A 25,329-nucleotide genomic window follows, 5' to 3' on the forward strand; every position below is an offset into this window, starting at 1 on the left:
GGACATAGGACAATTGACAGAGGACAGTGAAGGAGGATTTTTCTCTGTTACACTACGAAAAATCTTTAATTAAATTTTTAATGACTCGTTTCGCTAAAGTGAAACATTGCTGACTAATATAAATCTAAATATTATTTTGCTTTAGCAAAACAATATTTAAAAATAAATTAGTTTTCTGACGTAAGGAAGAAAAGTTACCTTCACTGTCCTTTGTCCTCTGTCAATTGTTCTCTAAAAATAATACTTAGTATTATTTTTAAGCGTTAGTTATTCCGTTCTGGTCTTCTCTTACAAGTTCATTTAAAGTTTTTCCAAGTAGTGTTTCAAATTGCTTTGCTACATCAAAAATATCCTGATCTGCTGCTGAAGTTTTCACTTTTGAAAAACTTTGTTTTTTGATTACATCCTTTCCATTTTTGTCTACACCATCCTTGTACTTAAGAATCATTGCAGTTTCAAGCTTTGTTGCTTTTGCAGCCATGCTTATCATCTCCTTTCACTTAATATATAGGGGGAATTAAAAAAAAGGAGACAATATTCTTAAAAGTAGGATTAATGGAAAATGTTTTAGCAGCAATCTCGGGCAAGCCTTCCTTAAACTTTATCTTAATGATTAACTTATAAATAAATAGATTATGTTTAAAAATTAATATTTTCAGATGTTTTTAGAGTATGGATAGACAAAATAAGAACTTATGTTTGTATAAAGTCTGGAAATTATACCAATACTATAGTTAAGTAAAATTTGGTATAATTAGAGGAGAGTAATTATGGATTATCAAAAAATTGAGGATTCAGTTTTAAAAAGTGCTATGGACTTTTTTAGACAAAGTGCAGTTAATTTCTTTGGAATAAATACTAAAATAATTGCACCAGCGGAAACAGAATTAAAAGATATTAAAATAAGTACAAATATTATGGATTATACCTTTTATACAGAGGATGGTAATTATCTTCATTTTGAATTTCAAACTACTAATAAAGAAGAAGACATAAGAAGATTTTTATTCTATGATGCATCTTTATATTATAAAAGCAATAGAAAAATAAAAACCATAGTTGTATATTCAGCAGATATAGAAAATGCTAAAACGTATATAGATGCAGGTAATATCAAATATAGCATAGATGCATTTTATATGAACAATATAAATGGAGATGAAAAGTATGATATTCTAAAAGATAAAATTGAAAACAATGAAGAACTTACTGATGAGGAAATATTAAGTCTTACATTTATACCTTTAATGAAGGGAAAATTAACTAGAACGGAGAGAACTTTAAAGAGTATAGAATTAGCAGATAAGATAGAATCAGGAGAAAAGAAAATAAAGTGTCTTACAATATTGTATGCATTTTTAGAAAAGTTTGGAGATGAAGAAAGTAAAAAAAGGTTTAAGGAGGTTTTCAATATGACCGAGATAGGGAAAATGATATTAGAAGATGGAATGGCGAAGGGAATAGAAAAGGGTATGGAAAAAGGGAGAGCTGAAGGAAAATTAGAACTTTTATTAAAGCAGTTGACCAAAAAATTCAAAAAGATACCAGAAGAATATAGAAAAAAGATAAAAGAATTGTCAGATGAAACACTGGAAATAATAGGACTAGAAATATTTGATATGAAAGATATTAAAGAACTTGAGAAATATTTCTAAAAATATTATCAAGCTCAGTCAAGCCTTCATAAATACCCCAGATGTGTAAATTATGGCAAGTAAGTAGTTGATTATTTGGAGCAAAAACTATTAGTTTTCAGTTTGAATTCTAATAGTTTTTATTTTATTAACATTTCTTACAGGATATTTAAGAAAATTGTAGAATTATATTTAGAAGATGACATGACTTATATATAAGTAAGTTATATATTCTATAATATTAGTCTAAAATAATTAATTGCAGTTGTTTTAGGCTTTTATTTTTATACAGAAAAGAAGAATATATTTCAATAACAGGTAGATTGGAGAAAATTAGCTAACAAAATTTGAAATTGCGAGGGAATAAGTATGGGAAGATTTTTTATTGATTCTGATTTTGAAGCTTTTGATGGGAGGTTTGGTGCTAGCGACAATGAAAAAATAATCGCAAATAGGGTATATGTTGTAAATAATAGATTTAAAGTATTGCATGAAACTAATCTTAAGAAGTTTTTCTTAAAATATGATTTACATGCACATTGTAAAAGAGCATGCTAGGGATAGTGTTCATAATGATGAAAGTATTGAAAAATACTTAGAAGAAGAATTTACAAAATTAGTGCCATTATATAAGTTTATGAGCTGGCATCCTCAAAATAATAATTATATAGGTTTGTAGTTTGTCTTGAAATTCTTGTGTATTTGACAAGTGAGCATCATAAATTTGAAAGATACTTACAAGGAAATATTAAAGTACTATTAGGAAATTATAAAAAGTTTAAAAGAATGAAACGGAGATATGAAAATGGCAAAAATCAATTGGACGGATATTACCAGGGAAGATGTCATAAAAGCAATTGAGATTTTTTATACTGAAAATCCAGAGTATCCAAGCTCAAAGTCCACATTTCTTATATATAATGGACAGAAGCTACCTGCTAAGCATATTCGTGGAATGGCATATAAGGTAGCATATGGAGAAGAAATTAGTAAGAATGATTTTGGTGGTGGCATGGAGACGGTGCGTTTTTTTGAAAGATTGGGATTTGAAATGTTTTATACAGGGAAATGAGAGCATATAGCTGCAAAATCAGTTATAAAGCAAAAACAATCAAAAAAGAAAGTTGAAAAACAGTTATCAGCCTTTAAGATTAAAATTCCATCAAAAGCTGTAATAGAGCAAAAAAATGAATTACAGCTGCTGCTTAATAGAATGTTCAATGGAGACATTGTATGTGAAAAAACATTTTCTTGGTTGAAAACACCAGATATAATTGAAGAGGATTATGAGAAGCTATACAAATCACTATCTGAATATAGAGGGAATAAAACATTTGCAAAGAGGAATGTTCAATTAAGATGTGACTTCGTTTGTGAAGGTGAAAAATTGATTATTGAGTATGACGAAAGGCAGCATTTTTCAGAGGCAAGAAAAATATCATTATTGTCTTATCCAGATATTTCAGTGTGCTTTGATAGACAATTATGGATACAGGCATGTAATGATATAAAAGCAAAAGATGGACAGCCAGTAAATAGGGATGAAGTAAGAGCTTATTATGATAGCACAAGAGATATTGAAGCTAGTAAACATGGATACAAACTAATTAGAATAATGCATGGACAAATAGATTTTGAAGCTGTTGGAGCAGAGGAGCATTTGAAAAAGCTGCTGAAGGAATATATGTTTATAAAATAAAATATATAAATGTTGTATTTTGTTTGGTTAAAGAAAATGATATTCTGAAACCAGAAAAAGTCTTATCCTTACTATATGATGATGAATTAAAGAAAATTGGAAATAAGAGATATAAAGGAGAAAGCAAAATGTGGTTAGCTGAGAATCAAATTTTAGTTGTTACAGACATAGATTTAGAAAGTGAAAAAATATACTATAATGGTGATAATGAGGTGCAAGCTTATAAGAGATATAAAGAAGTGCAGCATCTCAACAAGCAGATAGTAAGAGCCAATGTGAAAATGTGTAAGGTGCGGGGATATGATTTTATACATAGTTTTGAGGTCATAGAAAGATTGGTATGATAATTCTATATAATGATGTAGGCATTTGGAAAATAATCTATAAAGTAACAAATTTATTTTTATAATAACTTGTAAATATGGAGTTTTAGTCACATATAAATATTTTAAATTGCAATAATATTTTATATAATTAAAGAAGAGATATTAAAGGGAGGAATTAGAATATGAAATTCTGTTGGAGTACATTAACAGTTAAAGATCTAGAGGAATCCTTAAAGTTTTATGAAGATATTGTTGGACTTAAGATTCAGCAAAGATTTAAAGGTGGACCAGGAATGGAAATTGCCTTTGTAGGAGAAGGAGAAACAAAGATAGAACTTATATATAACTCAAATGTGAAAGAAGTAAATTACGGTGCTGATATTTCCCTTGGCTTTGAAGTGAATTCAGTAGATCAAATGATGGAGCTTGTTAAGTCAAAAGGAGTAGCTATACATAGCGGACCATTTCAGCCTAATCCACATGTTAAATTCTTTTTTGTGTTAGACCCAAATGGATTGAAAATTCAATTTGTGGAGAATATGTAGTAAAAAAACACTATGTTGTGAATTAAACTTTATAGCTTGGTGTTTCTTTAAAAATTAGTATAGGTTATTATTGACAGGAAAAAACGACAATGATATATTAATGGTAAAGTTATATAAAGTATCCTTCGGGGTTGGGTGAAATTCCCTATCGGCGGTACAGCCCGCAAGCCATTTGGCAGATTCGGTTAAATTCCGAAGCCGACAGTATAGTCTGGATGAAAGAAGGTGAATGAATAATGTTGTATATTGTTAAATTTAACAATATGTTTATTGTGTTTACGAACCCCTAGGAAAACCTAGGGGTTATTTTTATGGTTAAAAAAGTTGTTATATAGAAATTTATTTTTTACTCTATAGATGTTTTATCCGATCGCTACCATTGCTAATACACCCAACTTTTGTATGAAACTCCTTCTCCTATTGTCGAAGGAGTAAGTGATTCGCACAAAATCATAGATTTTGGCTCTCTACTTAACTGGGGGATAAGCACTGCTACGCGCCTGGATAAGTTCTTCTAAGACTCAGATTAAGAGAGGCGTTCCTCACAGGCAAACTTCACCTGAGTCTAAGAATCACTTTATGTAGCTTGATATCAATGTAGACAATACTTTATGTAAGGAAAAGAGGTGAATTTTAGTGGGAGATTACTATGTTTAAATATCTTCTGCTAAAAATTAAAAATGGGACATTATTATATTGGTTTTGATGCAGGTACTCAAAGTGTAAAAGTAGCTGTATATGATGAAAATATGAAATGTATAGTAAAATCATCAAATAAGACAACTTTAAAATATCCACATCCAGGATGGGTTGAGATGGATGCAGATGAATATTTTTTACTTACAAAATTAGGAATTAAGCAGTGTATAAAACAATTGAAAGATAAAAAAGTTGATCCTAAACAAATCAAAGCAATCATGGGTGATGGAATTATCTGTGGAGTTGTTGGCATAGATGATAATGGAAAGGCAATTACACCTTATATAAATTACCTGGATTCAAGAACGCAAGGTGATGTTGAAAAACTTAAAAAATTAGATCTTGATATTTGGGGAAGAGAAACTGGTAATGCTGATCCAAGCTGTATGTTTCCTGCATTACATGCACGATGGATTTTAGAAAATATTAAAGAATTTCAAGAAAGAGGAAAGAAGTTTGTTCATAATGCTCCTTATATTTTAATGAATCTTGCAGGTTTAAAGAGCAGTGATGCCTTTATTGATTGGGGAACCATGTCAGGTTGGGGACTTGGATATCGTGTATATGAAAAGGAATGGTCTGATGAACAGCTTGATTTATTGGGAATAGACAAAAGTTATATGCCTAAGATTGTAAAGCCTTGGGATATTATTGGTACTTTGTCAGAGAGTGTTGCAGAGGAAACTGGATGCCCTTATGGCATACCAATTTGTGCTGGAGCGGGTGACACCATGCAGTCCATGCTTGGAAGTGGAATACTTGAAGCAAATAAAGCTGTGGACGTTGCTGGAACTTGTGCTATGTTTTGCGTTTCAACAAATGGAATTATTCCAGAGCTCAGTAAGAAGGGGAGTGAACTGATTTTTAACAGTGGTACTTTGGAAAATACATATTTTTATTGGGGATTTGTTAGAACTGGAGGTTTGGCACTGAGGTGGTTTAAGGATAGTATTTGCCAAAAATCTGATGATGATAGTTATTATAAAGTACTTAGTGAAGGGGCAGAAAAAGTTAAGCCTGGATGCAATGGTGTGATTTTTTTACCATATTTAACTGGTGGATATGGCGAATTTTCAAATGTTAATGGCTGCTTCATGAACATGAGCTTAGATACTAACCAATTTGTCTTATGGAGATCTGTTCTAGAAGCTATTGCATATGATTATATGGAAATTACAAATGATTATAGAAATGCTGGAATTGCAATAAATAGAATTACAATAACTGAAGGTGGAAGTAGAGATCATCTTTGGAATCAAATTAAAGCAGACATTATGGAAAGTGAGGCAATTACATTAGAAGTTTCAGGGGGTGCTGTACTTACAAATTGCATTGTTGCTTCCTATGCAGTGGGTGATATACAGGATTTAAAGAAAGCCCTTGCAGGTAACTTAAAAATCATAAATAAGTATACCTCTGATATCAATAATTCAAAAATTTATAAAGATCATTATAAACTTAGAAAAAGTGTATTAAATAATTTAGCTATAAAATTATAAAGAGAGGAATTAAAATATGAAATTTTGTTTCTACAATATATTTCTTTAAAATTCAACCTTATTAATAAATAAAGCATTTTATAATCAATTTATAGAGAAAATAACCGATATATGTAATATATAGAATAAAATTATATATTTAAGTATATTATTTTTATTACTAATAAAATTGTATTAAAATAGAAAGTATAAGGGGGAATTTAATATGAATATAGGAGACGAAGAATTTTTTAATTCATTAAAGACAGTATTTATAGTATTACCACAATTGTTCTCTTCTGATGTGGCAATGACACTTACTAATAAAGAAGAGTATATTTTATTTAGGCAAGCAAAAACTTTTCAATTAAGTGTTTATGAAGGAATGACAATACCACAAGGAGGAGTTTCAGATAAAGCAATAAAAACTGGGCAAATCAATTCACTGCGTTATCCTAAAGAAACATTTGGTTTTCCAATAGTAGCTTATGGAGTACCCGTTATTAATCCCGGTACTGATAATGTAGTAGGAACTGTAACATATGCTATTTCTTTAGAAAAAGAAAATTTAACAAGTGAAATGGCAAATGAATTACTGAAATTTTCAGAAGAACTAGCAGCATCTTCTCAAGAGTTAGCAAGTTCTACAGAAGAGTTATCTAGTAATAGTCAAAATGTTAATCATTTAATAAATGAGACTCAAACAGGTATTACAAGTATGGATGATATAATTAAGTATATAAAAAGTATTGCAGATACTACAAACTTGTTAGGACTTAATGCAGCAATTGAAGCAGCAAGGGCTGGAGAGCAAGGAAAAGGTTTTTCAGTAGTAGCGGGAGAAATAAGAAAACTTGCTACAAATAGCAAAGATTCAACGTCACAAATTAATGAAACTTTATTTAAAATTAAGGAAGATATAAATAGTATTATAAGTGTTTTGAATGGGTTTTCTATTACAAGTGAAACTCAGGCCGCACAAGCTCAGCAGATAGCTGTTGGAAGTCAAAAATTAAGTGAATTATCTACTAAACTTTTAAAACTATCTGAGGATATTTATAACTAAAGTTTAGTGTTTCTATCAAAACAATCTTTTATATAAGAAGTTGAAGAAGTAAATATAAATGTTTTCTACATAATTAATAAAATATATATTAATCTTTGGCATATGTGATATAATAAAAGGTACTGGCAAAAATAAAGTATAGATTTGACAGCAAGTTAATAAAAGAAAGAGGTGCTTACCATAAAAAGCAAATATGAAACAAAAGCCAATGAATATGAAATAAAAGAAAACATTGCATATGTAAAGTTGAGAAAAAAAGATGGTACATTTATTGATACAAAAATAGATGCTGAGGATTTAAAAGCAGTTTTAGAAAAGGGAACATGGTTTGCAGAGTGGAATAAAGAATTTAATAATTACTTAGCTCTAACTTTAAATCACCAATCTGTAAAGGGGAAAACTGTGAAAGAAAAGCAAACCTTACATTCATTTATATTAGCTACACATACTAAAACTCCTATTAGACATCTTAATGGAGATACTTTAGATAATAGAAAATGTAATATAGAAATATACAATCAAAACACTGTAGTTAATGATTATGAAACTGTTGATTCAGAGAGTGTTTATATTATACTTAGAGATAAATATGGTAGAAAAAAAGAAAGAGTTTTAATTGATAGCGAAGATTTAGATAGAGTGATAAATAGCGGTAATTCATGGGTTTATTACATGAGCCAAGGAGAACATTATGCTGTAGCAAATACTCCTAATGGTAGAATTTATTTGAAAGATTTTATAATGAATACTCCAGAAGACATGATTATAAAATGCATAAGCCACAACACTTTGGATAATAGAAAGTGTAATTTAGAGAGTGTTTCTGTAAATGAAGAGTCTCTAGAAGATGATGAAAGTAAAAACTTGACAACTTAAATTATTAATTTTATACTATAAACGAAAATTAAATAACAAAACCTTTTAGGACGTGGATTTTTCTAGAGAAATTCTATTTTCGCCACACAATTATTAACGTGATAATTGTGTGGCTTTTTTATGTTAAAAGAAAGGGGTAAGATTTTTGAAAAATTGGTATTATGCATTAGCTGTTTTTTTAGGCGGATGCTGTTATGGAGTATTATCAACATTTGTTAAACTTGCTTATTCAGCAGGCTTTTCATCACCAGAAGTAACAGGAGGTGAATATTTTTTTGGAACAGTACTTATTTGTATGGTGGTTATGTTCACAAAAAAGGAAAAGTTAAATTTCAATCAAATTTTTAAACTAATATTATCTGGAATTCCATTTGGTTTAACAGGTTTATTTTATTATCAATCACTGAAGACACTTAATGCCTCATTAGCAATAATCTTTTTATTTCAATTTGTCTGGATTGGTACACTTTTTGACTGGATATTCAATAAGAAAAAGCCTACAAAAGAAAAGCTTATTTCTATATTCATTCTAATAGTTGGTTCAGTTTTGGCTGCAAACATTATTACACAACAGAGTGATGTTATTTCTTTGAAAGGGACAATCTGGGGATTACTTGCTGCTTTAACGTATACAACTTCTATTTTTCTCAGTAGTTCAGTTGAGAAAGATACTTCTCCAGTGTTAAAAAGTGCTCTTTTTTCCATTGGTGCTTTAATAGTTGTTTTTGCATTGTTCCCACCAACATTTTTATTGAATTTATCTACCTTAAAGAGATTGACTCCATATGGATTAATTCTTGGTATATTTGGAGTGGTTCTTCCACCACTCTTATTTTCAATTGGAATGCCACACATTGGACCAGGGCTTGGCACTATACTATCTGCTTCTGAACTTCCAGTAGCTGTTACTATGTCCTTACTGTTTTTATCTGAACATGTGAACTGGATTCAATGGATGGGAGTGTCACTTATATTAGTAGGAATTATAGGTAGTAATATAAAGATAAAGAAAGATAAGGTAGATGATGTTAATCTGAAAAAAATTGCTTAATGCAATGAATTGATTTAACTGAACAAGTATTAAAAGTTAAAAATAAAGTAGAAATTGATATCAAATAAAATAGTGTATATTCATTAATAGGTAAATGCTTGAATGCTAAATAACCGTACACTCCTATATAATTTGAGTGTACGGCTAAAAGTAAAGGATAGACTACATATTAGTATATTTGAAAAAATGGAATGGTATTTCTCAGAGCTATTTAAAAAATCTATTGTTTTCAAAATTTCCTATAGAAACCTCAGAATTTGAGTGGAGATATATACCGCTGCCATTTCTTACGTCATCCTTCCAGTCACCTATATACTTATCACCATCTGACCAGTTATGAGTACCTTTGCCATGGCGCATATCACTTTTCCAATGGCCTATATAAGTTTCACCATCTGACCATGTGAATATACCAAATCCGCTTTTTTCACCCATTTCCCATTGGCCTTCGTACTTGTCACCATCTGGCCAAGTGTAAATACCATAACCATGCTGCATATCATTTTTCCATTGGCCTATGTATTTTTCACCACAAGCCCAGGTAAAAGTACCTTGACCATTCATTTCATCATTTTCCCAGTCGCCTGTATACTTACTGCCATCATTATAGAAATAGATGCCTTTACCATGCATTTTGCCATCTTTACGTTCACCTGCATAATGCCCACCATGGACATGCACACTAGTGTCTTGTTTAATATTTAGTTTTATGCTATCTAAAGCTGATTCAGATATTTGAAGTTTTTTCATTTGTAACTCTCCTTGTATATAATATATAATTATTTTTTCTTAAAGTAAGTTTTGATAGAAAGAAAATGAAAATCATTATCGTTTAAAGACCTAAGTTGATTATATCATATAAAAGCCTATAGTCTATATTATTTATTAAATTCTTTAATATTTTTTTGCATAATCCATAATAAAAGAATTGTAAGATAATTTTCTGGTTTGCAGCTGCACTTATAGATAAAAGTATAACAAAGATATATAATTAAATTGTAAATTTTTATTTTATAAGGAGGATATTACCTTGAACTTAAAATATAAAATAATAGCGTTATATTTAACTTTAATTTGCAGTTTGTTATTACCAAATTGTACACATGCTAAAGATTTGAGAACTCAGAATAATGTTACAACTGATAAAACATGGTCTATAAAATTTAATTTTCCAATTGATACCAAAACATTAGATAGTAATATAAATATAACAGATAGTAAAGGAAATGTGATTAATACTGTCTTTAATGCAAGTGCAGATAATAAAATAATTACCGTAATACCAAAAAAAGCATATATTCCCAATGAAACATATACTTTAAATATAAATCAAAATATTAGATCAGTTAGAGGCAAATCTTTAGAAAAATCTTCAACTAAAAGTTTTGCAGTTTCCAATATGTATAGCATAAATACTGAGAATGAAAAAATTATAAAAAAAGCACGTTCTTATTTTTATACAAATGATGAATTAGAAAATATGAAAATTAAATATTTAGGAAATGTTGAGGGATATTTTATTTATTATGTTCCTTTGAAGCCAGTAGTAGAGGAAGGTAGTGATTACACGGCAAAAGGATATGTATTTTCGGCAAGAAGCATGCAAAGAATTGTAGGTATTAAAGAGGGTAAATTATATACATTAGGAAACTTAATATTTGAAACATCATTAAGGGAACATGTAGGAGAAGTATATAACTTACTAATAGATGAGTTTAAAGATCTAAATAATATACCTTATGAAATATAATGTATACAGTATTTTGTCATTATTAGCAAGCCTATGGAATTGGTAATGGTGATTATTTTTGTTTGAATGTAAAGGAATGTCCTAATTCTAAGGTATATTACTATTATCATGAGGACTCGAGGGTAGAGAAGTATAATGATAGCTTTGAAGAGTGGATTAAAGATTTACCAAATTTTCTAGGTTAAAAATAACATATAAACTGAATACAAAAATACGTACTATTTTAGAAAGGAATTTAGAAGAATGATTAAAAATATAATTAAGACCCAATATGGATTAGAAGGGAAAGGACAATATGAAACATACTGTACTTTGAAGAATTTACCAACCATAGATATACTTAAAAAGAGGCTTATTTCTATGTCTGCCTTTGATATCATTTTTAGTGAAGAAGAATGGTTAAGAGTATACACTTGGAGGCCTAATTGGGATGAAAAAAGCTCTTTAGCTGTAGTTGACAATGGTGGCGGAGATACAATGCACATAGTATTTTCTAAGGATGGATGTATTATTAAAGGTTTTGACCATGAATCAGAGTTATCCCCTTATGCTCAAGAAGAATTTGAGGTATGGAAAGGCATTTATGAAGATGTTCCCAAAGTATTATTAAACTTGCTTGATGATGAAGCAATTGAGCAAGATGATGTTACGTTTTGTATTTGGCAGGATAACAATAATAAGCAGTGGCAAAAGGGAAAAGTGGAAATCCCAGAAGGATGTAGTGATGGTTCTGATTATATGCTTAGTAGAATATTTTCGGCAGAGGACTATGTAGATTGGTCAAAAGATTATTGGGAACCAAAAGAAGAATTATCCATTGAAGATGTAGAAAAGATATTTGATCATCAGCCAATTACAGAAGAAATGATAAAAAAATTAAATCCAGATAGAAATATCAAAGCAGCAATGGAGGAACTTAAGAAAATTAATTATCCCGTAGAATATAGTTTTTAATTAAGTGAGGATATTATAATAAATGTTTGAATGGCATCCATATAACTTATTTTAGAAAAATGAGCTATATGAATGCCATCTTTAAATTATATTAAAATAACTTACTGCATATACTGTTTGGCCTTCTCAAGTCGCTGCTTCAATTGTAGGATTTTACCTCTTTCACTACCTAAATATTGGGAACTGCCAGCTAGGTTATAAATAGACTTAGATATAAGTTCCATTCTATCTTTTATTTGTTTCTTATAAGCAGCAGAGCCTTTGGGATAGATACTTGGAAATTTACTATTCCTAATTAATGAATCAATTGATGATACACAGTCAGAATAATCATTATCAATCTTTTGCATATTGCTATGCTCTATTTGTACAGCTTTTATATACTCAGACTTTAAGCTTTCCAATCCATCTGGGCTTTGTAGATTCAAAATATCTTCCGTTACCCCTATAGCTCCACCCAAATTAGCTAAGTTACTATAATTGTTGCTAAATTCATCAGAAAAAAAATTGCGAACAGCTTCAACTGATGGAGCAGGCTCAGAGGCATTTTTGTTCATAGCATCTTCAATAGCTGAAAGCACGTAACTAAAATCTGAAAGACTTTTAGAAACTAATGAAGTATTATTTAACATGTCATCACAAGATTTTAAAAGTATGTTTATATAATCTTTTTCAGCCTGACTTATTTTTTCAGGATCTTTAAAGGAGTATTCAATAGGAAAATCTATAGAACCTAGTCCTCCAAGTAAAACTATATTTGAGTAATTTTGAGTATTTATAAAGCTTTTCTGACTTTCTATGTCTTGTCCATCTGTAAGTATTATAGGGGCATTAAGTTTAGCTGCTAAAGCAGTGCCAGAAAGAGCATCAGGGAAATTTGTACCATTTGCAATTATGGCTGTGTCAGTATTTAATTTAAAGTATTTGGCAATGTTAAGTGAGGTTTCATATCTATCATCACCAGCTACTCGGATTATTTTACTATCATCTAAGGTTGGAACTAAATTCTTTAGCTCTCTTACTATTTCAGATCCTACAACACCAGTTCCACCAACAATATATACTTCACTTGGATCAATGTTTGAAATAGTGTTTTTTATTTCAACAGGTAGAGCTTTCTTTTCAGTAATAAATATAGGGTACCCTTTTGCTGCTGCAATGCTTGAAATACTGAGGGCATCAGCAAAGCCGTCATAACCGTTAGTTATAACAATTGGAGTCTTTTTTTCTATATCAATGCTTTGAACAATAACCTTATTTGTTTCAGCTCTGTTTATACCACCAAGTCTTATAATGTTACTATAACCAAGATTCTTCATGTACTTTACAAAATCTTCACTTATAGAGCCGCTGCCACCTAAAATGTATATAGTACCGCTTTTATCCAGATGATTAATAACATAATTTATGGAATCTGTACTTTCATTTACTGTATTATTTAATAACAATATGGGTGCAGTGTATTTTTTAGAAAGTATACTTCCAGTTAAAGCATCAGGAAAGTCTTTTCCACTTGCAATAATTACGTTTTGTATTTTTCCATTACTGAAGTTATTAGATATATTTACAGAAGTTTTATACCTGTCTACGCCGTATAATCGACTTACATTATATCTAGTTTCAGCATGTGCAGTAATAGAAGCAGTTGTTATAATGCTAGAGGCAACAATTAAACTTAATATTTTTTTCAAATTGTTTACAGCTCCTTTATAATTTTATAATTTAATTTTATTAAATAAGTGTTAGGATTTCTATAGTAGATGAATGGAATTTTAATGAGCATAACTAGTAGTGTTATCATAATACTATAAATTTACAGATATTGTTAGAATAGGTTTAAATAAAAAGCTGATTGACAATAGTAATTGATAATATTAATATATCTATGAAAATAATAGATAGGAGGAAAGAACTTATTAATAATTAAGATACATAATACAATTACAGGTTATTCTTTTGTGAATATATGTGGATTGATAGTCAGGGAGAAAGTTTAAAATTGTACAACTAAATTTAGGAATAAAGAAGATTTTAATTATGAATAAATTTGAAGGAGTGATTAGATGGAAAGGTCATCGCCTGCGGCAGTAAATTTTTTTAGAAATCGTTTTGTTCAAGTTATTATGATTTCAGGTATTTTGCTACAAATAGGAATATGGGTTCGTAATTTTGCTATTCTATTGTTTGTAATGGAAAAAACGAACAATGATGCTTTTGCTGTTTCAATGATTTCTGTTGCGGAATTTGCTCCAATATTTATTTTTTCATTTATAGGAGGAACCTACGCAGACCGCTGGCCTCCAAAGCGTACAATGGTTTGGTGTGATTTATTAAGTGCTATTTCGGTGCTATTAGTATTGCTTACAATAATTTTTGGGACTTGGCAAGCTGTATTTTTTGTAACATTTATTTCTTCCATTCTTTCACAATTTTCTCAACCATCTGCTATGAAGTTGTTCAAAATTCATGTGCCTGTTGAAATGCTTCAGATGGGAATGGCAATGTTTCAAACATTGATGGCAATTTTCATGATTATAGGACCAATGCTAGGGACGTTTGTATATCAAAGATTTGGTATTAATATTGCAATTGGAGTAATGGCAGTAGCATTTTTACTATCAGCATCGGTATTGACATTTCTACCTGCTGACAATAAAGAAGAAAATAAACAAGCGGAGACAAATTTTTGGCAGGAACTAAGTGACGGTTTCAGATATGTATGGGAAAGAAAAGTACTTACTATACTTGGTGGAGTTTTTGCTATAGCAGGTCTCGCAGTAGGCATTATTCAACCTCTAGGAATTTTTATTGTAGTGGAAAAATTGGGTTTGCCAAAGGAAAATTTACAATGGATACTTGCAACAAATGGTGCAGCAATGCTTATAGGTGGTGGTATACTGCTTAGTTTTTCAAAGAAGACTAGTCCACAAAAACTCCTTGCCCTTGGTATGTTTGCCAATGCTATATCAATTATGGGGATTGGAATATCAACAAATTGGATAATTACTCTTGCATTTGAGTTTTTAAATGGATTGTTTATGCCTTGTATTCAAATTGGAATCAATACTCTTATTCTACAATTTACTGAGCAGGAATTTGTAGGAAGGGTTAATGGTGTTCTAAACCCACTTTTTATGGGAGCAATGGTAATCACCATGAGTTTAGCAGGATGGTTAAAGGTTCAGTTTTCTCTGGTAATTATGTATATGCTTTCTGGTGCTCTGTTCTTTTTAGGAATGCTTCTAACTGCAAAGTTATTTAATAAAGAAAACAAATTGATTGCTGGTGGTGAATAGGTGTGAACTTAAGTATAGAATAAAAAAAGTAAGAGTGTTACAAAGTACTGTAGAAAGTATCTTTGTGACACTCTCTTTTAATTTTATTGTAAAACATATTTAGCCTATTGACCAATATGGTCAATAGTTTTATAATAATATTGACCAGCATGGTCAATAGACATTGGGGGTATACATTATCTGCATAAGTTAGACTTAGAAGAGAGATGTTAGACCATTTTGTTCCTATAAATAGTTACTAAGAGAGAAGGTTAATGATATGTTTTCAAAATTTCTAAGTATAGATATAGAAAAGCAGAATCGCATTTTAAATGCAGCCATGAAGGAGTTTGCAAAGAAGGGCTATGAAAAGGCCTCTACAAATGAAATTGTTAAAGAATCAGAGATATCAAAGGGCTTGCTATTTCATTATTTCAAAAATAAAAAGCAGCTGTTTTTATATTTATATGACTATTGTGTAGGGTTGAATATGAATGAGTTTTATAAAAAAATTAACTTGAACGAATCAGATTTTTTTATAAGGTTGCGTCAAACTCAGTTGATTAAAATGGAGCTTTTAAAAAAATATCCTGAAATATTCAGGTTTATTGAAACTTCATATTTAGAGGATTCAAATGAAATAAAGCAGGAGTTGGAAGCCAAAAACAAGGAATTAATGAATAAGGGTGTAGATGTATTATTTAAGGGTATTGATATGTCTAAATTTAAAGATGGCATTGATATAAAAAAGGTTATAAATATTGTTGTATGGACTTTACAAGGCTTTGCTGATGAAGTGATGACAAGGAAAAAGCTATCCTCATCAAATCCAATTAATTATGATAATGCCTTTTTGGAAGCAGATGAGTATTTAAACATGCTTAAAAACTGTTTTTACAAGTAAAAGGAGGAGCTATTATGGGAGATATGGTGAAAGGGTTTAAAGAATTATCTACTGAATTTCAGCTGTTGGCTGGTGGTAAGGGTGCTATGCTATCAAAAATGTTTCAGGATGGTTACTCAGTACCGGATGGTTTTGTAATTTTACCGTGGGCTTTTCAAAATGAAAAACTGAATGATGAAGCTTGGAATGAAATAAAGGTTCATTTGAACAGAATAAGAGAGAAACATAAAGATTCATCCTTTGCAGTGAGATCTTCTGCTTTAAGTGAGGATTCTGCACAGGCCTCCTTTGCAGGAGAATTTGAAACAGTTCTTAATGTTGTAAGTGATGAGAAGATTTTTGAAGCTATATATGAGGTTTTTAAGTCAAAGTATTCGGATAGGGTAAAAGCATACAGCAATGTACATGGCATAGAGCAGGCTCATCAGATAGCTGTGGTGGTTCAGCTTATGGTTCAGTCTGAAATTTCTGGAGTATTGTTTACTGCTGATCCAATTACAGGTAGTCACGCTGGTATGAGTGGTAACTATGTATATGGATTAGGAGAGCAGCTGGTATCTGGTGAAGCAAATGCATATGCTTTTTCTTTGACAAGACCTAAGGGAAAATATGAAGGCCCAGATGAATTCAAAAAATATGCTTTAGAACTATATAAGTATGCATCAAAGCTTGAAAAGAAATATGGAGGTCCTCAGGATATTGAATGGGCTGTAGGAGAAGGAAAACTATATATACTTCAGGCAAGGCCAATTACAACCTTAAAGACAGGCAATAGGGATACCTATGAATGGAATGATACCCTAGATGGAGATTATTTATGGACAAATACAAACGTTGGAGAGGCAATGTCAGATGTTTTTACTCCGCTTAGCTGGTCTATAATAAGATTGCTGGATGAAGAGCAGATGACAATTCCCGGATACTATCTATTTTCTGGTAATATTTGTGGAAGAGCCTACACAAACCTTAGTTATGCTTTATCTCTATATCCTGCATTTGGTAAGGATATAAAGCCACTTTTAAAAATAATGAGTGAGGTTTTTGGACAAATGCCTGAAGGGGCAAGTATTCCTATATATCCATTTTCAAGATTAGATTTAATAATGTCAATGGCACCTAAATTAAAGCATCGTTTAAAAAATATTATGAAGGCCTCTAAAGAAATACCACATCACTTGAAGGAGTCATCAGAATTGTGCGGAAAGATTACTAAACGCATTGAAGAAGTGAACAATAAAGAAGAATTGCTGTCCTTATGGGAAAATGAACTTATACCTCTAAATTTTAAGGCATTATGGGTTGTTCTTGCAGGTGGTCGTAAAATGGTTCTTGCTAATAAATTAAAGGATGAACTTACAAAGTTAGTAGGAACTGAAGCTACAAATACACTAATGTCAAACTTCAGAGGAGACTCAACCCTTGAAAGTCTTGGACCAGTTATAGGTATATCAAAGATTATTAAAGGGCAAATGAGTCGTGAGGAATACAAAAGGCTATATGGTCATCGAGGACCACACGAGTTTGAATTGTCCATACCTCATCCTGGGGAGAAGGAAGCATGGCTTGAAAAGCAGATAGAGGAATTTAAAAAGTCAAATACTGATGTATCAGGACTTCTTGAAAATCAGCAGGAGCAATATGAAGAGGCCTTTAGAAAATTAGATCAGCGTTTTCCTAAAGAAGCTAAGCGTATTAGAAAAAAAGTAATAAAGGTAGCTGAAGCTGCTCGTCTTAGAGAAGCTGTTCGCTCTGAATGGACGAGAGCATTTAGAGTTAACCGTTATTTTGCTGTAAAGGCAGGGGAACTTACTGGATTAGGAGAGGATATATTTTTCCTTTATATTGATGAAGTTTTAGCTTTGCTTTCTGGAAAAGACTTAGAAATTGATAATATATCAGTTAGGAAAGAAAACTATAATAAATATAAAGCTCTTCCACCACTTCCATCAATTGTAAGAGGAAGATTTGATCCATTTAAATGGGCAGAAGATCCAAATAGAAGAGTTGATTACTATGATTCTACTATGCCTGTTGTTGTTTCAGCTGATTCTGAAACCTTAAAAGGATTTGCTGGGGCAGCAGGTAGAATTGAAGGAACTGTTCGAATTCTTCAAACTTCAGAAGAAGGGGAAAAATTTCAGGCTGGTGAAATTTTAGTAGCATCCACAACTAATGTAGGATGGACACCACTTTTCCCAAGAGCTGCAGCTATAATTACTGATATAGGAGCTCCACTTTCACATGCAGCTATAGTAGCTAGAGAACTTGGAATTCCTGCTGTAGTAGGGTGTGGAAATGCTACATTAAGATTAAAAACAGGAGACAGAGTTATTGTTGATGGTGGACAAGGTGTAGTGGAGATATTGAAATAGCAGATACTAGGGAATATAAGAAAGCTTTCAATACACTTGATAAGGCTGCCTTTTATAAATAGAATCAACGTTGTTATATCTGTAGGCTCATAATGAACATTGAGCTATATATTAAGAATTTACTCTATGCTAAACATCAAAATATGCATAATATCACAAAAAAATAAAAGCACTAAAGGTTTGCAAATAAACCTCATATGGGTAAATTGTCTATATGAGGTTTATTGTAAGCGTGCTTTATTTGCTATAACTAGACTTTTTAATTGATGATATAATTAATTTATTTACATATGATATCATTAGAAAACAAATTGTTAATAATCTTTAGGAGAAGCTAATGGACCATGAGAGATGCTTTGCTATTTAGTACAAAAATTCTCTAAGTTCTTAGCTGAGCTGTAACATATCTCTCCATTTACCATATGAATTATACGATTTTTCTTATCTATTTCTGAAATGTTATCCTTATTCACTAAATAGGCTCTATGAAATCTTACAAAACGTTCATCTAAAGTTTCTTCTATATCTTTCATTTTACCGTAAAATTCAACTTGTCTATTAATTGCGTGTAATATTATCTTATGAATTGTATCAGAGGTTTCAAAGAAAAGAATATCTTTGTATTTTATATTTATAACTTTATCTTCTTTTCTTATAGTGAAAATTTCACCATCATCTTCATCACTCTTTAAATATCTCTTTTTAGTTTCTAAAATGCATTGTTTAATTTTTTCAGCCATATTTGAATAATCATCTTTAATTATATAGTCCATAGCCTCAACCTTGTAGGTAAAAGTCAAATAACTCATTTCCCCATGAGTAGTTACAAATACTATGAACCCTTTTTCGTCAAACTCTCGAATTTTACTAGCTAGGGTTATACCGTTAATATCAGAATTTAAGCCCACATCTAAAAAGTACAAAGAAACATCCTTATCATTTTCTTTTGCTTTGTTTAATACCTCCATAGGATTTGGAGATGCTATTTCAATTGTCATATCTAATTCTTCTTCTAGTATAATATCTTTAACTATCCCTCTTATCCTATTTCGATGCTCTTCAATATCTTCACAAATATATATTTTTATCATAAACTTATTCTCCTATTTATAATTTCAATGTTTTGGATAAATAAATTATCTTCTATACTGGTATCAAGAATAGTATTGTAGTAATTGCCAAGTATGCTTTTTAGATTAGCAAGTCCTATTCCTCGCCCAGTTCCTTTAGTTGAAAATCCCCTTACATATATTTCGTGTATTTTAGGCGTTTCTCCTTCAAATGAATTAATCACTATAAAGCTAATAGATCTTTGTTTTTTAATAATCCCTAGCTTTAAAACTGGATTATCACATAAAACTGCTGCTTCAATAGCATTATCTAGTAGAATACCTAAAATTCTGCACAAATCAATAGTATCCATCTCTATATCTTCAATAGGGTCCGCGACATCTATAAATATATCTATTCCTTCTGACTTTGCTTTTAAAACCTTTGAAGAAATAAGTCCTTTTATCTCTGGGGTTTTTATATTTGAAAGTAAATTTAGTCTTAAAGAGTGCTTATTTAAATTATCACTAAGCGGTAATATTTTATTAAGAAAAAAATTTTTTAATCCAGCAAAATTATCTGTATCTAAATATCCTCTTATACAAGATAGTATATTTACAAAGTCATGCTTAAAAGCTCTAATATCTTCATTTAAAACTTCTATATTATTTGTGTATTCTGTAAGTTTTTCCAGTTCTAATTGCCTAAATAATATTTCCTCATGTCTTTTGCTTAAATATATGAATGCTAAAGTTATTCCAAAGAAAATAACAATAGTCACTTCGTTTAAAATCAATAATGCATTAAAGATAATTTTGTTAAAAGATAGAATTGAAATGGTATATGCTGTAAATCTGTCAATGATTAAAGCAAAAGAAAATAAAGATATTATGCTATAGTATAAAAAACTATTTTTAAATATATCTTTGATATTATAATTATTCAGTTTACTATATTTTTTTATTAAGAATATCATAACTACTGTGTATAGATAACTTACAAGGGTTGATATAGGCATAAAATAGATATTATAAATTAGCTTATCGTAATTAAAAACACTGATAAAAATTATTTTAACTAAATTTACTGCAAAGCTATTAACTATAAATAGTATAAATACTGAAAATAGTGCTTTTTCTAGATATTTAATTTTTTCCTTATGATACGCTGTAGAAAAAGCTGCAATTAAACCTATACTTAAAATGAACCTTGTATCTAAAATACAGCTAATATAATTTAATTTATCCTCAAATATTAAAAATAACATCATAATACTAAGAACACTTATGCTTATGATTAAACATTTTTTAACTTGAAATTTGAATAATCCCAGGAAGTAAACAAAATATATACTTATAAGGCAAGTGCATATATTCAATATATAAATCATAAAAGCATCAACTCCAGATAAATAATAGCCAAACTTATTATACATAAAATTACAGTTAATTTATATATAATAGATATAATTAGCTGTAATTTTAGTATTATTAGATACTTATTCTATGGTTTTAATTTTTTTAATCTTGAAATATAGGCTAGTAAAACCTATTGTGGTAAATGAATCAATAACAGATGCTATAATTATATTCACTCCTGATGATATGGATGAATTAAATAAATGTTTTAATAGCCTTAATAATGCTTGATCATTAATTAAAGTCATGGTTATAGAAATTATAACCATACCAAAAATAAAATTTCTAAAACCCTTGCTAAGACTTATACTATTTTTTATAGAATCTTCTATTCCATTATTTTCAAGAGTAAAGACTTGAAGATAAAATGCTGAATATACACAGAACAATATTCCTGGTATAACTAATGCTAGCGTTCCCAAAATAGTTATAGTATTCACTATTAAATATAGAGCTAAAGCACTAAAACTTCTTGGCATTAATTCTTGAATAATATTTTTTACATCAACTTCTTCTTTTTTATATTTTTTCTCCACTATTTTAATTATTATCATCTCTCCAATACAAAGTATAAACTCACCAAGAACATAAAAAATAAGTTTTTTGATCGTAAAATTATTATAGGGGTCGTAAAGTGTATATATAGCTGTTCCTACTAATACAAAGGTCATAGTTGCAATTAAAATTTCTTTGTTTTTGAGACTTCTAAGTGACTCTTTTAGAATTTGTAAAATTGATATTTCCTTATTAATCTCCATTTTGTAATCCTCCATATTTAGAATACATATTCAATAAACTTTATAACTTTATTCTAAATAGAAACAACCTATATTTCATTAAAAAAGTAATGAAATATGAATTATTTGTAGTGAAATGTTAAATTTATTCAAATTGGTAATTTTATTATATAATTATATGAGCTTGAATTAAGTAAAAATAAAATTATCAACATAAGTGCATTGAAAGACTTGAATAATTTACTATCAAGCTCAAGTAAACTTTTGCAAGAATTCTTAGGAGTCATTTATAAAGTGTATAAAAGTACATAATAAAAGAGAAACCTAGTGCAGCCTTTGAGAATTTGGGCTATAATATAAGTAATGGTTATTACATTATAAAAATGATAGGTGAATAAAAAAATGCGAATAAAGAAAGAAATGCATCACATACATGATAAGAGCTATAAGGACTTATTTTCAAATAAAGAGCTATTAGTAGATATGATACAAAACTTTGTTAAAAGTTCATGGATAAAAGAAATAAAAAAGGATAATATTGAACTAGTAAACAAGTCATATATACTTTCAGATTATGAAGAGTTAGAATCAGATATAGTATATAAAGCAACAATAGATGGTAGAGAAGTTATATTCTATATATTGTTAGAATTTCAGTCCTATGTTGATTATAGTATGCCTATAAGACTATTTTTGTATATGTCAGAAATATGGAGAGAAGTTTTAAAAAATACAAAACAAGCAGAAGTAAAAAGTAAAGAGTTTAGATTACCAGCAATAGTACCTTTGGTTTTATATAATGGAGAGTATAAGTGGACTGTAGAGAAAAAATTTAAAAATATTATAAATAAAAGTGAGTTATTTGGAAATAACATAATTGATTTTGAATATATACTTATAGATATAAATAAGTATGAAAAAGAAGAACTGATGGAATTGAAAAACTTAGTATCAGCAGTATTTTTATTAGATCAAAAGGTTGATATTGAAGAGTTTATAAGTAGAGTAAAAGATATAGCTATAGATTTCAACAACTTAACAGAAGAACAAAAAATGATGTTAAGACATTGGTTAAGAGTAACTTTAAGTGATGAACTGAAAGGTAACTTAGGAGAAAAGATAGAAGATATTTTGATAGCAAAAAAAGAGGAGGTTAATCGTATGACTTCTAATATTTCAAAAACGATAAAGGAAACTTTTGCAAAAACTAGAGAAGAAGGAATGGAAAAAGGAATCGAAGAAGGAATAGAAAAAGGAATAGAAAAAGCTAGACAAAAAGATGTGGAAATAGTCTTAAAGTTGCTTACGAAAAAGTTCGGAGCTTTAGATGATGTACTTAAGAAAAAAATAGAAAAATTAGATAGTGATAAGTTAAGTTCCATTATTGAAAATATTTTAGATATAGAAAGTTTACAAGAAGTTATTAAAAGCATATAACACTAATCGATGCTGATATTTTACCAAGCTCAGGCAAGCTTTGCCAAATGCTTCAGGGGTGTAAACTTTGGAAGTTGAGGAATATTTATAACTGATTTTATTTACATCATTCCTGTTTTTTATATTGTATATAAAAATAATTAAAAATGTGGTTAATTTGACCACATTTTTAATTATTATATTAATTCAGTACTAACTTGATTTGTTAGTGTACCAATATTATCTATTTCTAATCTTATAACATCACCCAAATTAAGTAAATGACCATTTTCCATTCCACAACAATTAGGAATTGTTCCAGATGCCATAAACTCTCCTGCATAAATCTGCTCACCTTTAGAAGCATAAGCAATAGCTTTTCCAATGGAATGATAAAATTCATTTAGTTGTCCTTCAGCAGCTAATTCTTCATTAATAAATACTTGCGTTTTTAAAGTATTGAGTACTGGTAATATTTCATCTGCTGTTACAACTACATTAGATATGGAACTAGCAAAATCCTTTGCTTTACATGGTCCAAAGCCTGTTTTTCTCATCTCATCAAGCTGAACATTTCGAGCGCTGAAGTCATTAAATACACAGAAAGCACCTACAGCAGCAAGACCTTCTTCTTCTGTTGCATTAAGAAGATCCTTGGTAATGATCATACCAAGCTCTAATTCATAGTCTTTAAGTGTTGCATAATGTGGATAGCTTACTACTTCACCATCTCCAATAAATGATAGAGTATTTCCCTTATAATATACAGGATTATCATACCACGCCTTTTTAGGCTTAAAAGCTGGAAATGGATGTCTGAATATAGCTTCGTAGGCTCTTACTATGGGGTATACCTTAGGCATAGTATATTTTGTAAAAAGCCTACCGCTGTTAATTACATGTCTTTCACACAGCATAAAATCACGGTAAAGTAGGGGACGAAAAGGCATAATTTCTTTCATATTCTCAGTTTCACGGACAACTTTCGAATCAGCTTTTTGTAAAAGGAAATTTAAATGTTCTTTATTTTCAGGAAGTGTCTGTAAAAATAAAATAAGATCTTTAGAAACAGACTTTATTTTTGAATATTCTTTGCTGTTATCTGCCTCAAATTGTTCCAGGAGCTTAGATAGTACAATCCATTGGCCTTTGTATAAAATAGCAAGTGAAACTTCATTTTCCTTGGAATTTATTTGTAATTTCTTGATTTTCAATTTAATCTCTCCCTATATACTAATTTTATTTAAAAAATTTATAGAAGTTAATATTGCTTGAACATGTTCAAATGAAGCTAATTTAATACCCGAAATGATAGCCATATCGGGTTATTATTATCTATTAATATTAGTTTTCTGCTATTAACAATGCAAAATCTTTTATTTCATTTTTTAATTGCAATATATGTTCTTTTACTTGATAGATTTCAGTTTTTGGCACATTATAAGTTTGCAGGCTAAAATCTAAAATCATATCAATTCTTTTTTCAAGAGAAATTTGCCTAGTTAAATACTGATTAGCAATAAAACTGCGCATAGCACCTTTGATTGCCAAGGTTCTTATGTAATAATCCTCAAACTCAAAATCAGGATTATAATTTTTAAAAAGAAGTTGTGACCTTTTAGCAGCAGCATCTACAAGTCCATCAAAAATACTTTTTAAACTGTAAGCTTCATAATAGATTTCACAGATGCATTCGTCTTCTTCTACTGCTGTAAGTTCAATAGCACAGGATAGTCCATATCGGAGAACCGGGTCTAAATTTTCTCCAAAATAATTGCAAATGACCTCATCACTCTTCTTAAAGGTTTCAAGAATAAGACTTTTGAAGATTTCTTCTTTATTTTTGTATAGGTAATATATACTGCCAATTAACACACCAGATCTTTCAACAATTTGACGAATTGTGGTCTTTTTGTAGCCCTGCAGTATAAAAAGCTCTTTTGCACTCTGAAGTATTTTGCTTCTAGTGTCTTCCATCATAGTCACCTCAAAAATAATCTTTCTTTAACATGTTCAACAACTAAATAATACCACTGTGAAAATAAAGAGTCAATAATAATTTTAACATGTTTAAGTAGA

25 protein-coding genes and 1 riboswitch are annotated in these 25,329 nt (G+C 29.9%); of the genes, 17 read left to right on the forward strand and 8 right to left on the reverse strand.

The window, feature by feature from the left end; genetic code table 11:
* Nucleotides 1–256: 256 nt before the first annotated feature.
* Nucleotides 257–481 (reverse strand): DUF1659 domain-containing protein, encoded by a 225-nt coding sequence (locus tag Ccar_RS03695; RefSeq protein WP_007062837.1) that lies wholly within the window; start codon nt 479–481, stop codon nt 257–259.
* Nucleotides 482–770: 289 nt separating this feature from the next.
* Between Ccar_RS03695 and Ccar_RS03700 the strand changes: the two genes are divergently transcribed.
* From Ccar_RS03700 to Ccar_RS03740, 10 genes are all read left to right on the forward strand, one after another.
* On the forward strand, nt 771–1,655 hold the full coding sequence (locus Ccar_RS03700; RefSeq protein ID WP_007062836.1) for a DUF4351 domain-containing protein: 885 nt from the start codon (nt 771–773) through the stop codon (nt 1,653–1,655).
* A 348-nt stretch (nt 1,656–2,003) separates the two neighbouring features.
* Nucleotides 2,004–2,192 (forward strand): hypothetical protein, encoded by a 189-nt coding sequence (locus Ccar_RS03705; protein ID WP_007062835.1) that lies wholly within the window; start codon nt 2,004–2,006, stop codon nt 2,190–2,192.
* 247 nt (nt 2,193–2,439) lie between these two features.
* Nucleotides 2,440–2,706 (forward strand): ScoMcrA-related endonuclease, encoded by a 267-nt coding sequence (locus Ccar_RS26015; protein WP_007062833.1) that lies wholly within the window; start codon nt 2,440–2,442, stop codon nt 2,704–2,706.
* A gap of 141 nt (nt 2,707–2,847) precedes the next feature.
* Nucleotides 2,848–3,333 carry a hypothetical protein gene (locus Ccar_RS26020; protein ID WP_007062832.1) on the forward strand — a complete coding sequence of 162 codons (486 nt, stop codon included), beginning with the start codon at nt 2,848–2,850 and terminating at the stop codon, nt 3,331–3,333.
* Nucleotides 3,334–3,356: 23 nt separating this feature from the next.
* Entirely contained in the window at nt 3,357–3,677 is a 321-nt protein-coding gene (locus tag Ccar_RS03715; RefSeq protein ID WP_007062831.1) for a hypothetical protein, read from the forward strand.
* Between the two features lie 164 nt (nt 3,678–3,841).
* Nucleotides 3,842–4,204 carry a VOC family protein gene (locus Ccar_RS03720; RefSeq protein ID WP_007062830.1) on the forward strand — a complete coding sequence of 121 codons (363 nt, stop codon included), beginning with the start codon at nt 3,842–3,844 and terminating at the stop codon, nt 4,202–4,204.
* A 117-nt stretch (nt 4,205–4,321) separates the two neighbouring features.
* Nucleotides 4,322–4,435: riboswitch (FMN riboswitch) on the forward strand.
* 449 nt (nt 4,436–4,884) lie between these two features.
* A complete protein-coding gene (locus Ccar_RS03725; protein WP_007062829.1) occupies nt 4,885–6,402 on the forward strand; it encodes an FGGY-family carbohydrate kinase in 1,518 nt (505 codons plus the stop codon).
* A 205-nt stretch (nt 6,403–6,607) separates the two neighbouring features.
* Entirely contained in the window at nt 6,608–7,447 is an 840-nt protein-coding gene (locus tag Ccar_RS27535; protein ID WP_007062828.1) for a methyl-accepting chemotaxis protein, read from the forward strand.
* A 171-nt stretch (nt 7,448–7,618) separates the two neighbouring features.
* The gene (locus tag Ccar_RS03735) at nt 7,619–8,323 is read left to right on the forward strand and encodes a hypothetical protein (protein ID WP_007062827.1); all 705 of its coding nucleotides are present in this window, start codon (nt 7,619–7,621) and stop codon (nt 8,321–8,323) included.
* Between the two features lie 145 nt (nt 8,324–8,468).
* Nucleotides 8,469–9,374, forward strand: coding sequence for an EamA family transporter (locus tag Ccar_RS03740; RefSeq protein ID WP_007062826.1), 906 nt, complete (start codon nt 8,469–8,471; stop codon nt 9,372–9,374).
* Between the two features lie 207 nt (nt 9,375–9,581).
* Here Ccar_RS03740 and Ccar_RS03745 read toward each other — a convergent pair whose 3' ends face one another.
* Nucleotides 9,582–10,124: an MORN repeat-containing protein gene (locus Ccar_RS03745; RefSeq protein ID WP_007062825.1), complete on the reverse strand. Its 543-nt coding sequence runs from the start codon at nt 10,122–10,124 to the stop codon at nt 9,582–9,584.
* Between the two features lie 280 nt (nt 10,125–10,404).
* On the opposite strand from Ccar_RS03745, the gene Ccar_RS26025 reads away from it, so the two are divergent.
* From Ccar_RS26025 to Ccar_RS03755, 3 genes are all read left to right on the forward strand, one after another.
* A complete protein-coding gene (locus Ccar_RS26025) occupies nt 10,405–11,124 on the forward strand; it encodes an Ig-like domain-containing domain (RefSeq protein WP_007062824.1) in 720 nt (239 codons plus the stop codon).
* Between the two features lie 62 nt (nt 11,125–11,186).
* Nucleotides 11,187–11,309 (forward strand): hypothetical protein, encoded by a 123-nt coding sequence (locus tag Ccar_RS26230; RefSeq protein ID WP_242655118.1) that lies wholly within the window; start codon nt 11,187–11,189, stop codon nt 11,307–11,309.
* A gap of 58 nt (nt 11,310–11,367) precedes the next feature.
* Nucleotides 11,368–12,078 (forward strand): hypothetical protein, encoded by a 711-nt coding sequence (locus Ccar_RS03755; protein ID WP_007062823.1) that lies wholly within the window; start codon nt 11,368–11,370, stop codon nt 12,076–12,078.
* A 101-nt stretch (nt 12,079–12,179) separates the two neighbouring features.
* Here the strand turns inward: Ccar_RS03755 and Ccar_RS03760 are convergent, their stop codons facing one another.
* Nucleotides 12,180–13,769 carry a cell wall-binding repeat-containing protein gene (locus tag Ccar_RS03760; RefSeq protein WP_007062822.1) on the reverse strand — a complete coding sequence of 530 codons (1,590 nt, stop codon included), beginning with the start codon at nt 13,767–13,769 and terminating at the stop codon, nt 12,180–12,182.
* Nucleotides 13,770–14,141: 372 nt separating this feature from the next.
* Between Ccar_RS03760 and Ccar_RS03765 the strand changes: the two genes are divergently transcribed.
* The 3 genes from Ccar_RS03765 (at nt 14,142) to Ccar_RS03775 (ending at nt 18,629) form a co-directional block, all read left to right on the forward strand.
* On the forward strand, nt 14,142–15,374 hold the full coding sequence (locus Ccar_RS03765; protein ID WP_007062821.1) for an MFS transporter: 1,233 nt from the start codon (nt 14,142–14,144) through the stop codon (nt 15,372–15,374).
* Nucleotides 15,375–15,633: 259 nt separating this feature from the next.
* Complete coding sequence (locus tag Ccar_RS03770) at nt 15,634–16,257, forward strand: TetR/AcrR family transcriptional regulator (RefSeq protein WP_007062820.1); 624 nt, start codon at nt 15,634–15,636, stop codon at nt 16,255–16,257.
* A 14-nt stretch (nt 16,258–16,271) separates the two neighbouring features.
* Entirely contained in the window at nt 16,272–18,629 is a 2,358-nt protein-coding gene (locus Ccar_RS03775; protein ID WP_007062819.1) for a PEP/pyruvate-binding domain-containing protein, read from the forward strand.
* Between the two features lie 359 nt (nt 18,630–18,988).
* On the opposite strand, the gene Ccar_RS03780 is transcribed toward Ccar_RS03775, so the two are convergent.
* The 3 genes from Ccar_RS03780 to Ccar_RS03790 all read right to left on the reverse strand — a co-directional run bounded on the left by Ccar_RS03780 (nt 18,989) and on the right by Ccar_RS03790 (nt 21,855).
* Nucleotides 18,989–19,720 (reverse strand): LytR/AlgR family response regulator transcription factor, encoded by a 732-nt coding sequence (locus Ccar_RS03780; protein WP_007062818.1) that lies wholly within the window; start codon nt 19,718–19,720, stop codon nt 18,989–18,991.
* Complete coding sequence (locus tag Ccar_RS03785) at nt 19,717–20,949, reverse strand: sensor histidine kinase (protein ID WP_157132485.1); 1,233 nt, start codon at nt 20,947–20,949, stop codon at nt 19,717–19,719. Before Ccar_RS03785 ends, Ccar_RS03780 begins: the two co-directional genes overlap by 4 nt.
* A gap of 228 nt (nt 20,950–21,177) precedes the next feature.
* Complete coding sequence (locus Ccar_RS03790) at nt 21,178–21,855, reverse strand: hypothetical protein (RefSeq protein WP_007062816.1); 678 nt, start codon at nt 21,853–21,855, stop codon at nt 21,178–21,180.
* Between the two features lie 381 nt (nt 21,856–22,236).
* Between Ccar_RS03790 and Ccar_RS03795 the strand changes: the two genes are divergently transcribed.
* Nucleotides 22,237–23,271, forward strand: a complete 1,035-nt coding sequence (locus Ccar_RS03795; protein WP_007062815.1) for an Rpn family recombination-promoting nuclease/putative transposase — start codon at nt 22,237–22,239, stop codon at nt 23,269–23,271.
* A gap of 176 nt (nt 23,272–23,447) precedes the next feature.
* Here the strand turns inward: Ccar_RS03795 and Ccar_RS03800 are convergent, their stop codons facing one another.
* Nucleotides 23,448–24,464 carry a fumarylacetoacetate hydrolase family protein gene (locus Ccar_RS03800; protein ID WP_007063980.1) on the reverse strand — a complete coding sequence of 339 codons (1,017 nt, stop codon included), beginning with the start codon at nt 24,462–24,464 and terminating at the stop codon, nt 23,448–23,450.
* 130 nt (nt 24,465–24,594) lie between these two features.
* Nucleotides 24,595–25,230, reverse strand: coding sequence for a TetR/AcrR family transcriptional regulator (locus tag Ccar_RS03805; protein ID WP_007063979.1), 636 nt, complete (start codon nt 25,228–25,230; stop codon nt 24,595–24,597).
* Between the last annotated feature and the right edge of the window lie 99 nt (nt 25,231–25,329).

The organism is Clostridium carboxidivorans P7, assembly GCF_001038625.1.
Lineage (GTDB): Bacteria > Bacillota > Clostridia > Clostridiales > Clostridiaceae > Clostridium_AM > Clostridium_AM carboxidivorans.

What these genes read in the sequence shown, in the direction of transcription:
- Ccar_RS03705 (WP_007062835.1), top strand. Translation starts at nt 2,004, where the DNA reads ATGGGAAGATTTTTTATTGATTCTGATTTTGAAGCTTTTGATGGGAGG.
- Ccar_RS03745 (WP_007062825.1), bottom strand. Translation starts at nt 10,124, where the DNA reads ATGAAAAAACTTCAAATATCTGAATCAGCTTTAGATAGCATAAAACTA.
- Ccar_RS03770 (WP_007062820.1), top strand. Translation starts at nt 15,634, where the DNA reads ATGTTTTCAAAATTTCTAAGTATAGATATAGAAAAGCAGAATCGCATT.
- Ccar_RS03700 (WP_007062836.1), top strand. Translation starts at nt 771, where the DNA reads ATGGATTATCAAAAAATTGAGGATTCAGTTTTAAAAAGTGCTATGGAC.
- Ccar_RS03725 (WP_007062829.1), top strand. Translation starts at nt 4,885, where the DNA reads ATGGGACATTATTATATTGGTTTTGATGCAGGTACTCAAAGTGTAAAA.
- Ccar_RS27535 (WP_007062828.1), top strand. Translation starts at nt 6,608, where the DNA reads ATGAATATAGGAGACGAAGAATTTTTTAATTCATTAAAGACAGTATTT.
- Ccar_RS03790 (WP_007062816.1), bottom strand. Translation starts at nt 21,855, where the DNA reads ATGGAGATTAATAAGGAAATATCAATTTTACAAATTCTAAAAGAGTCA.
- Ccar_RS03720 (WP_007062830.1), top strand. Translation starts at nt 3,842, where the DNA reads ATGAAATTCTGTTGGAGTACATTAACAGTTAAAGATCTAGAGGAATCC.
- Ccar_RS03805 (WP_007063979.1), bottom strand. Translation starts at nt 25,230, where the DNA reads ATGATGGAAGACACTAGAAGCAAAATACTTCAGAGTGCAAAAGAGCTT.
- Ccar_RS03765 (WP_007062821.1), top strand. Translation starts at nt 14,142, where the DNA reads ATGGAAAGGTCATCGCCTGCGGCAGTAAATTTTTTTAGAAATCGTTTT.
- Ccar_RS03785 (WP_157132485.1), bottom strand. Translation starts at nt 20,949, where the DNA reads ATGATGTTATTTTTAATATTTGAGGATAAATTAAATTATATTAGCTGT.
- Ccar_RS03780 (WP_007062818.1), bottom strand. Translation starts at nt 19,720, where the DNA reads ATGATAAAAATATATATTTGTGAAGATATTGAAGAGCATCGAAATAGG.
- Ccar_RS26015 (WP_007062833.1), top strand. Translation starts at nt 2,440, where the DNA reads ATGGCAAAAATCAATTGGACGGATATTACCAGGGAAGATGTCATAAAA.
- Ccar_RS03775 (WP_007062819.1), top strand. Translation starts at nt 16,272, where the DNA reads ATGGGAGATATGGTGAAAGGGTTTAAAGAATTATCTACTGAATTTCAG.
- Ccar_RS03795 (WP_007062815.1), top strand. Translation starts at nt 22,237, where the DNA reads ATGCGAATAAAGAAAGAAATGCATCACATACATGATAAGAGCTATAAG.
- Ccar_RS26020 (WP_007062832.1), top strand. Translation starts at nt 2,848, where the DNA reads ATGTTCAATGGAGACATTGTATGTGAAAAAACATTTTCTTGGTTGAAA.
- Ccar_RS03695 (WP_007062837.1), bottom strand. Translation starts at nt 481, where the DNA reads ATGGCTGCAAAAGCAACAAAGCTTGAAACTGCAATGATTCTTAAGTAC.
- Ccar_RS03755 (WP_007062823.1), top strand. Translation starts at nt 11,368, where the DNA reads ATGATTAAAAATATAATTAAGACCCAATATGGATTAGAAGGGAAAGGA.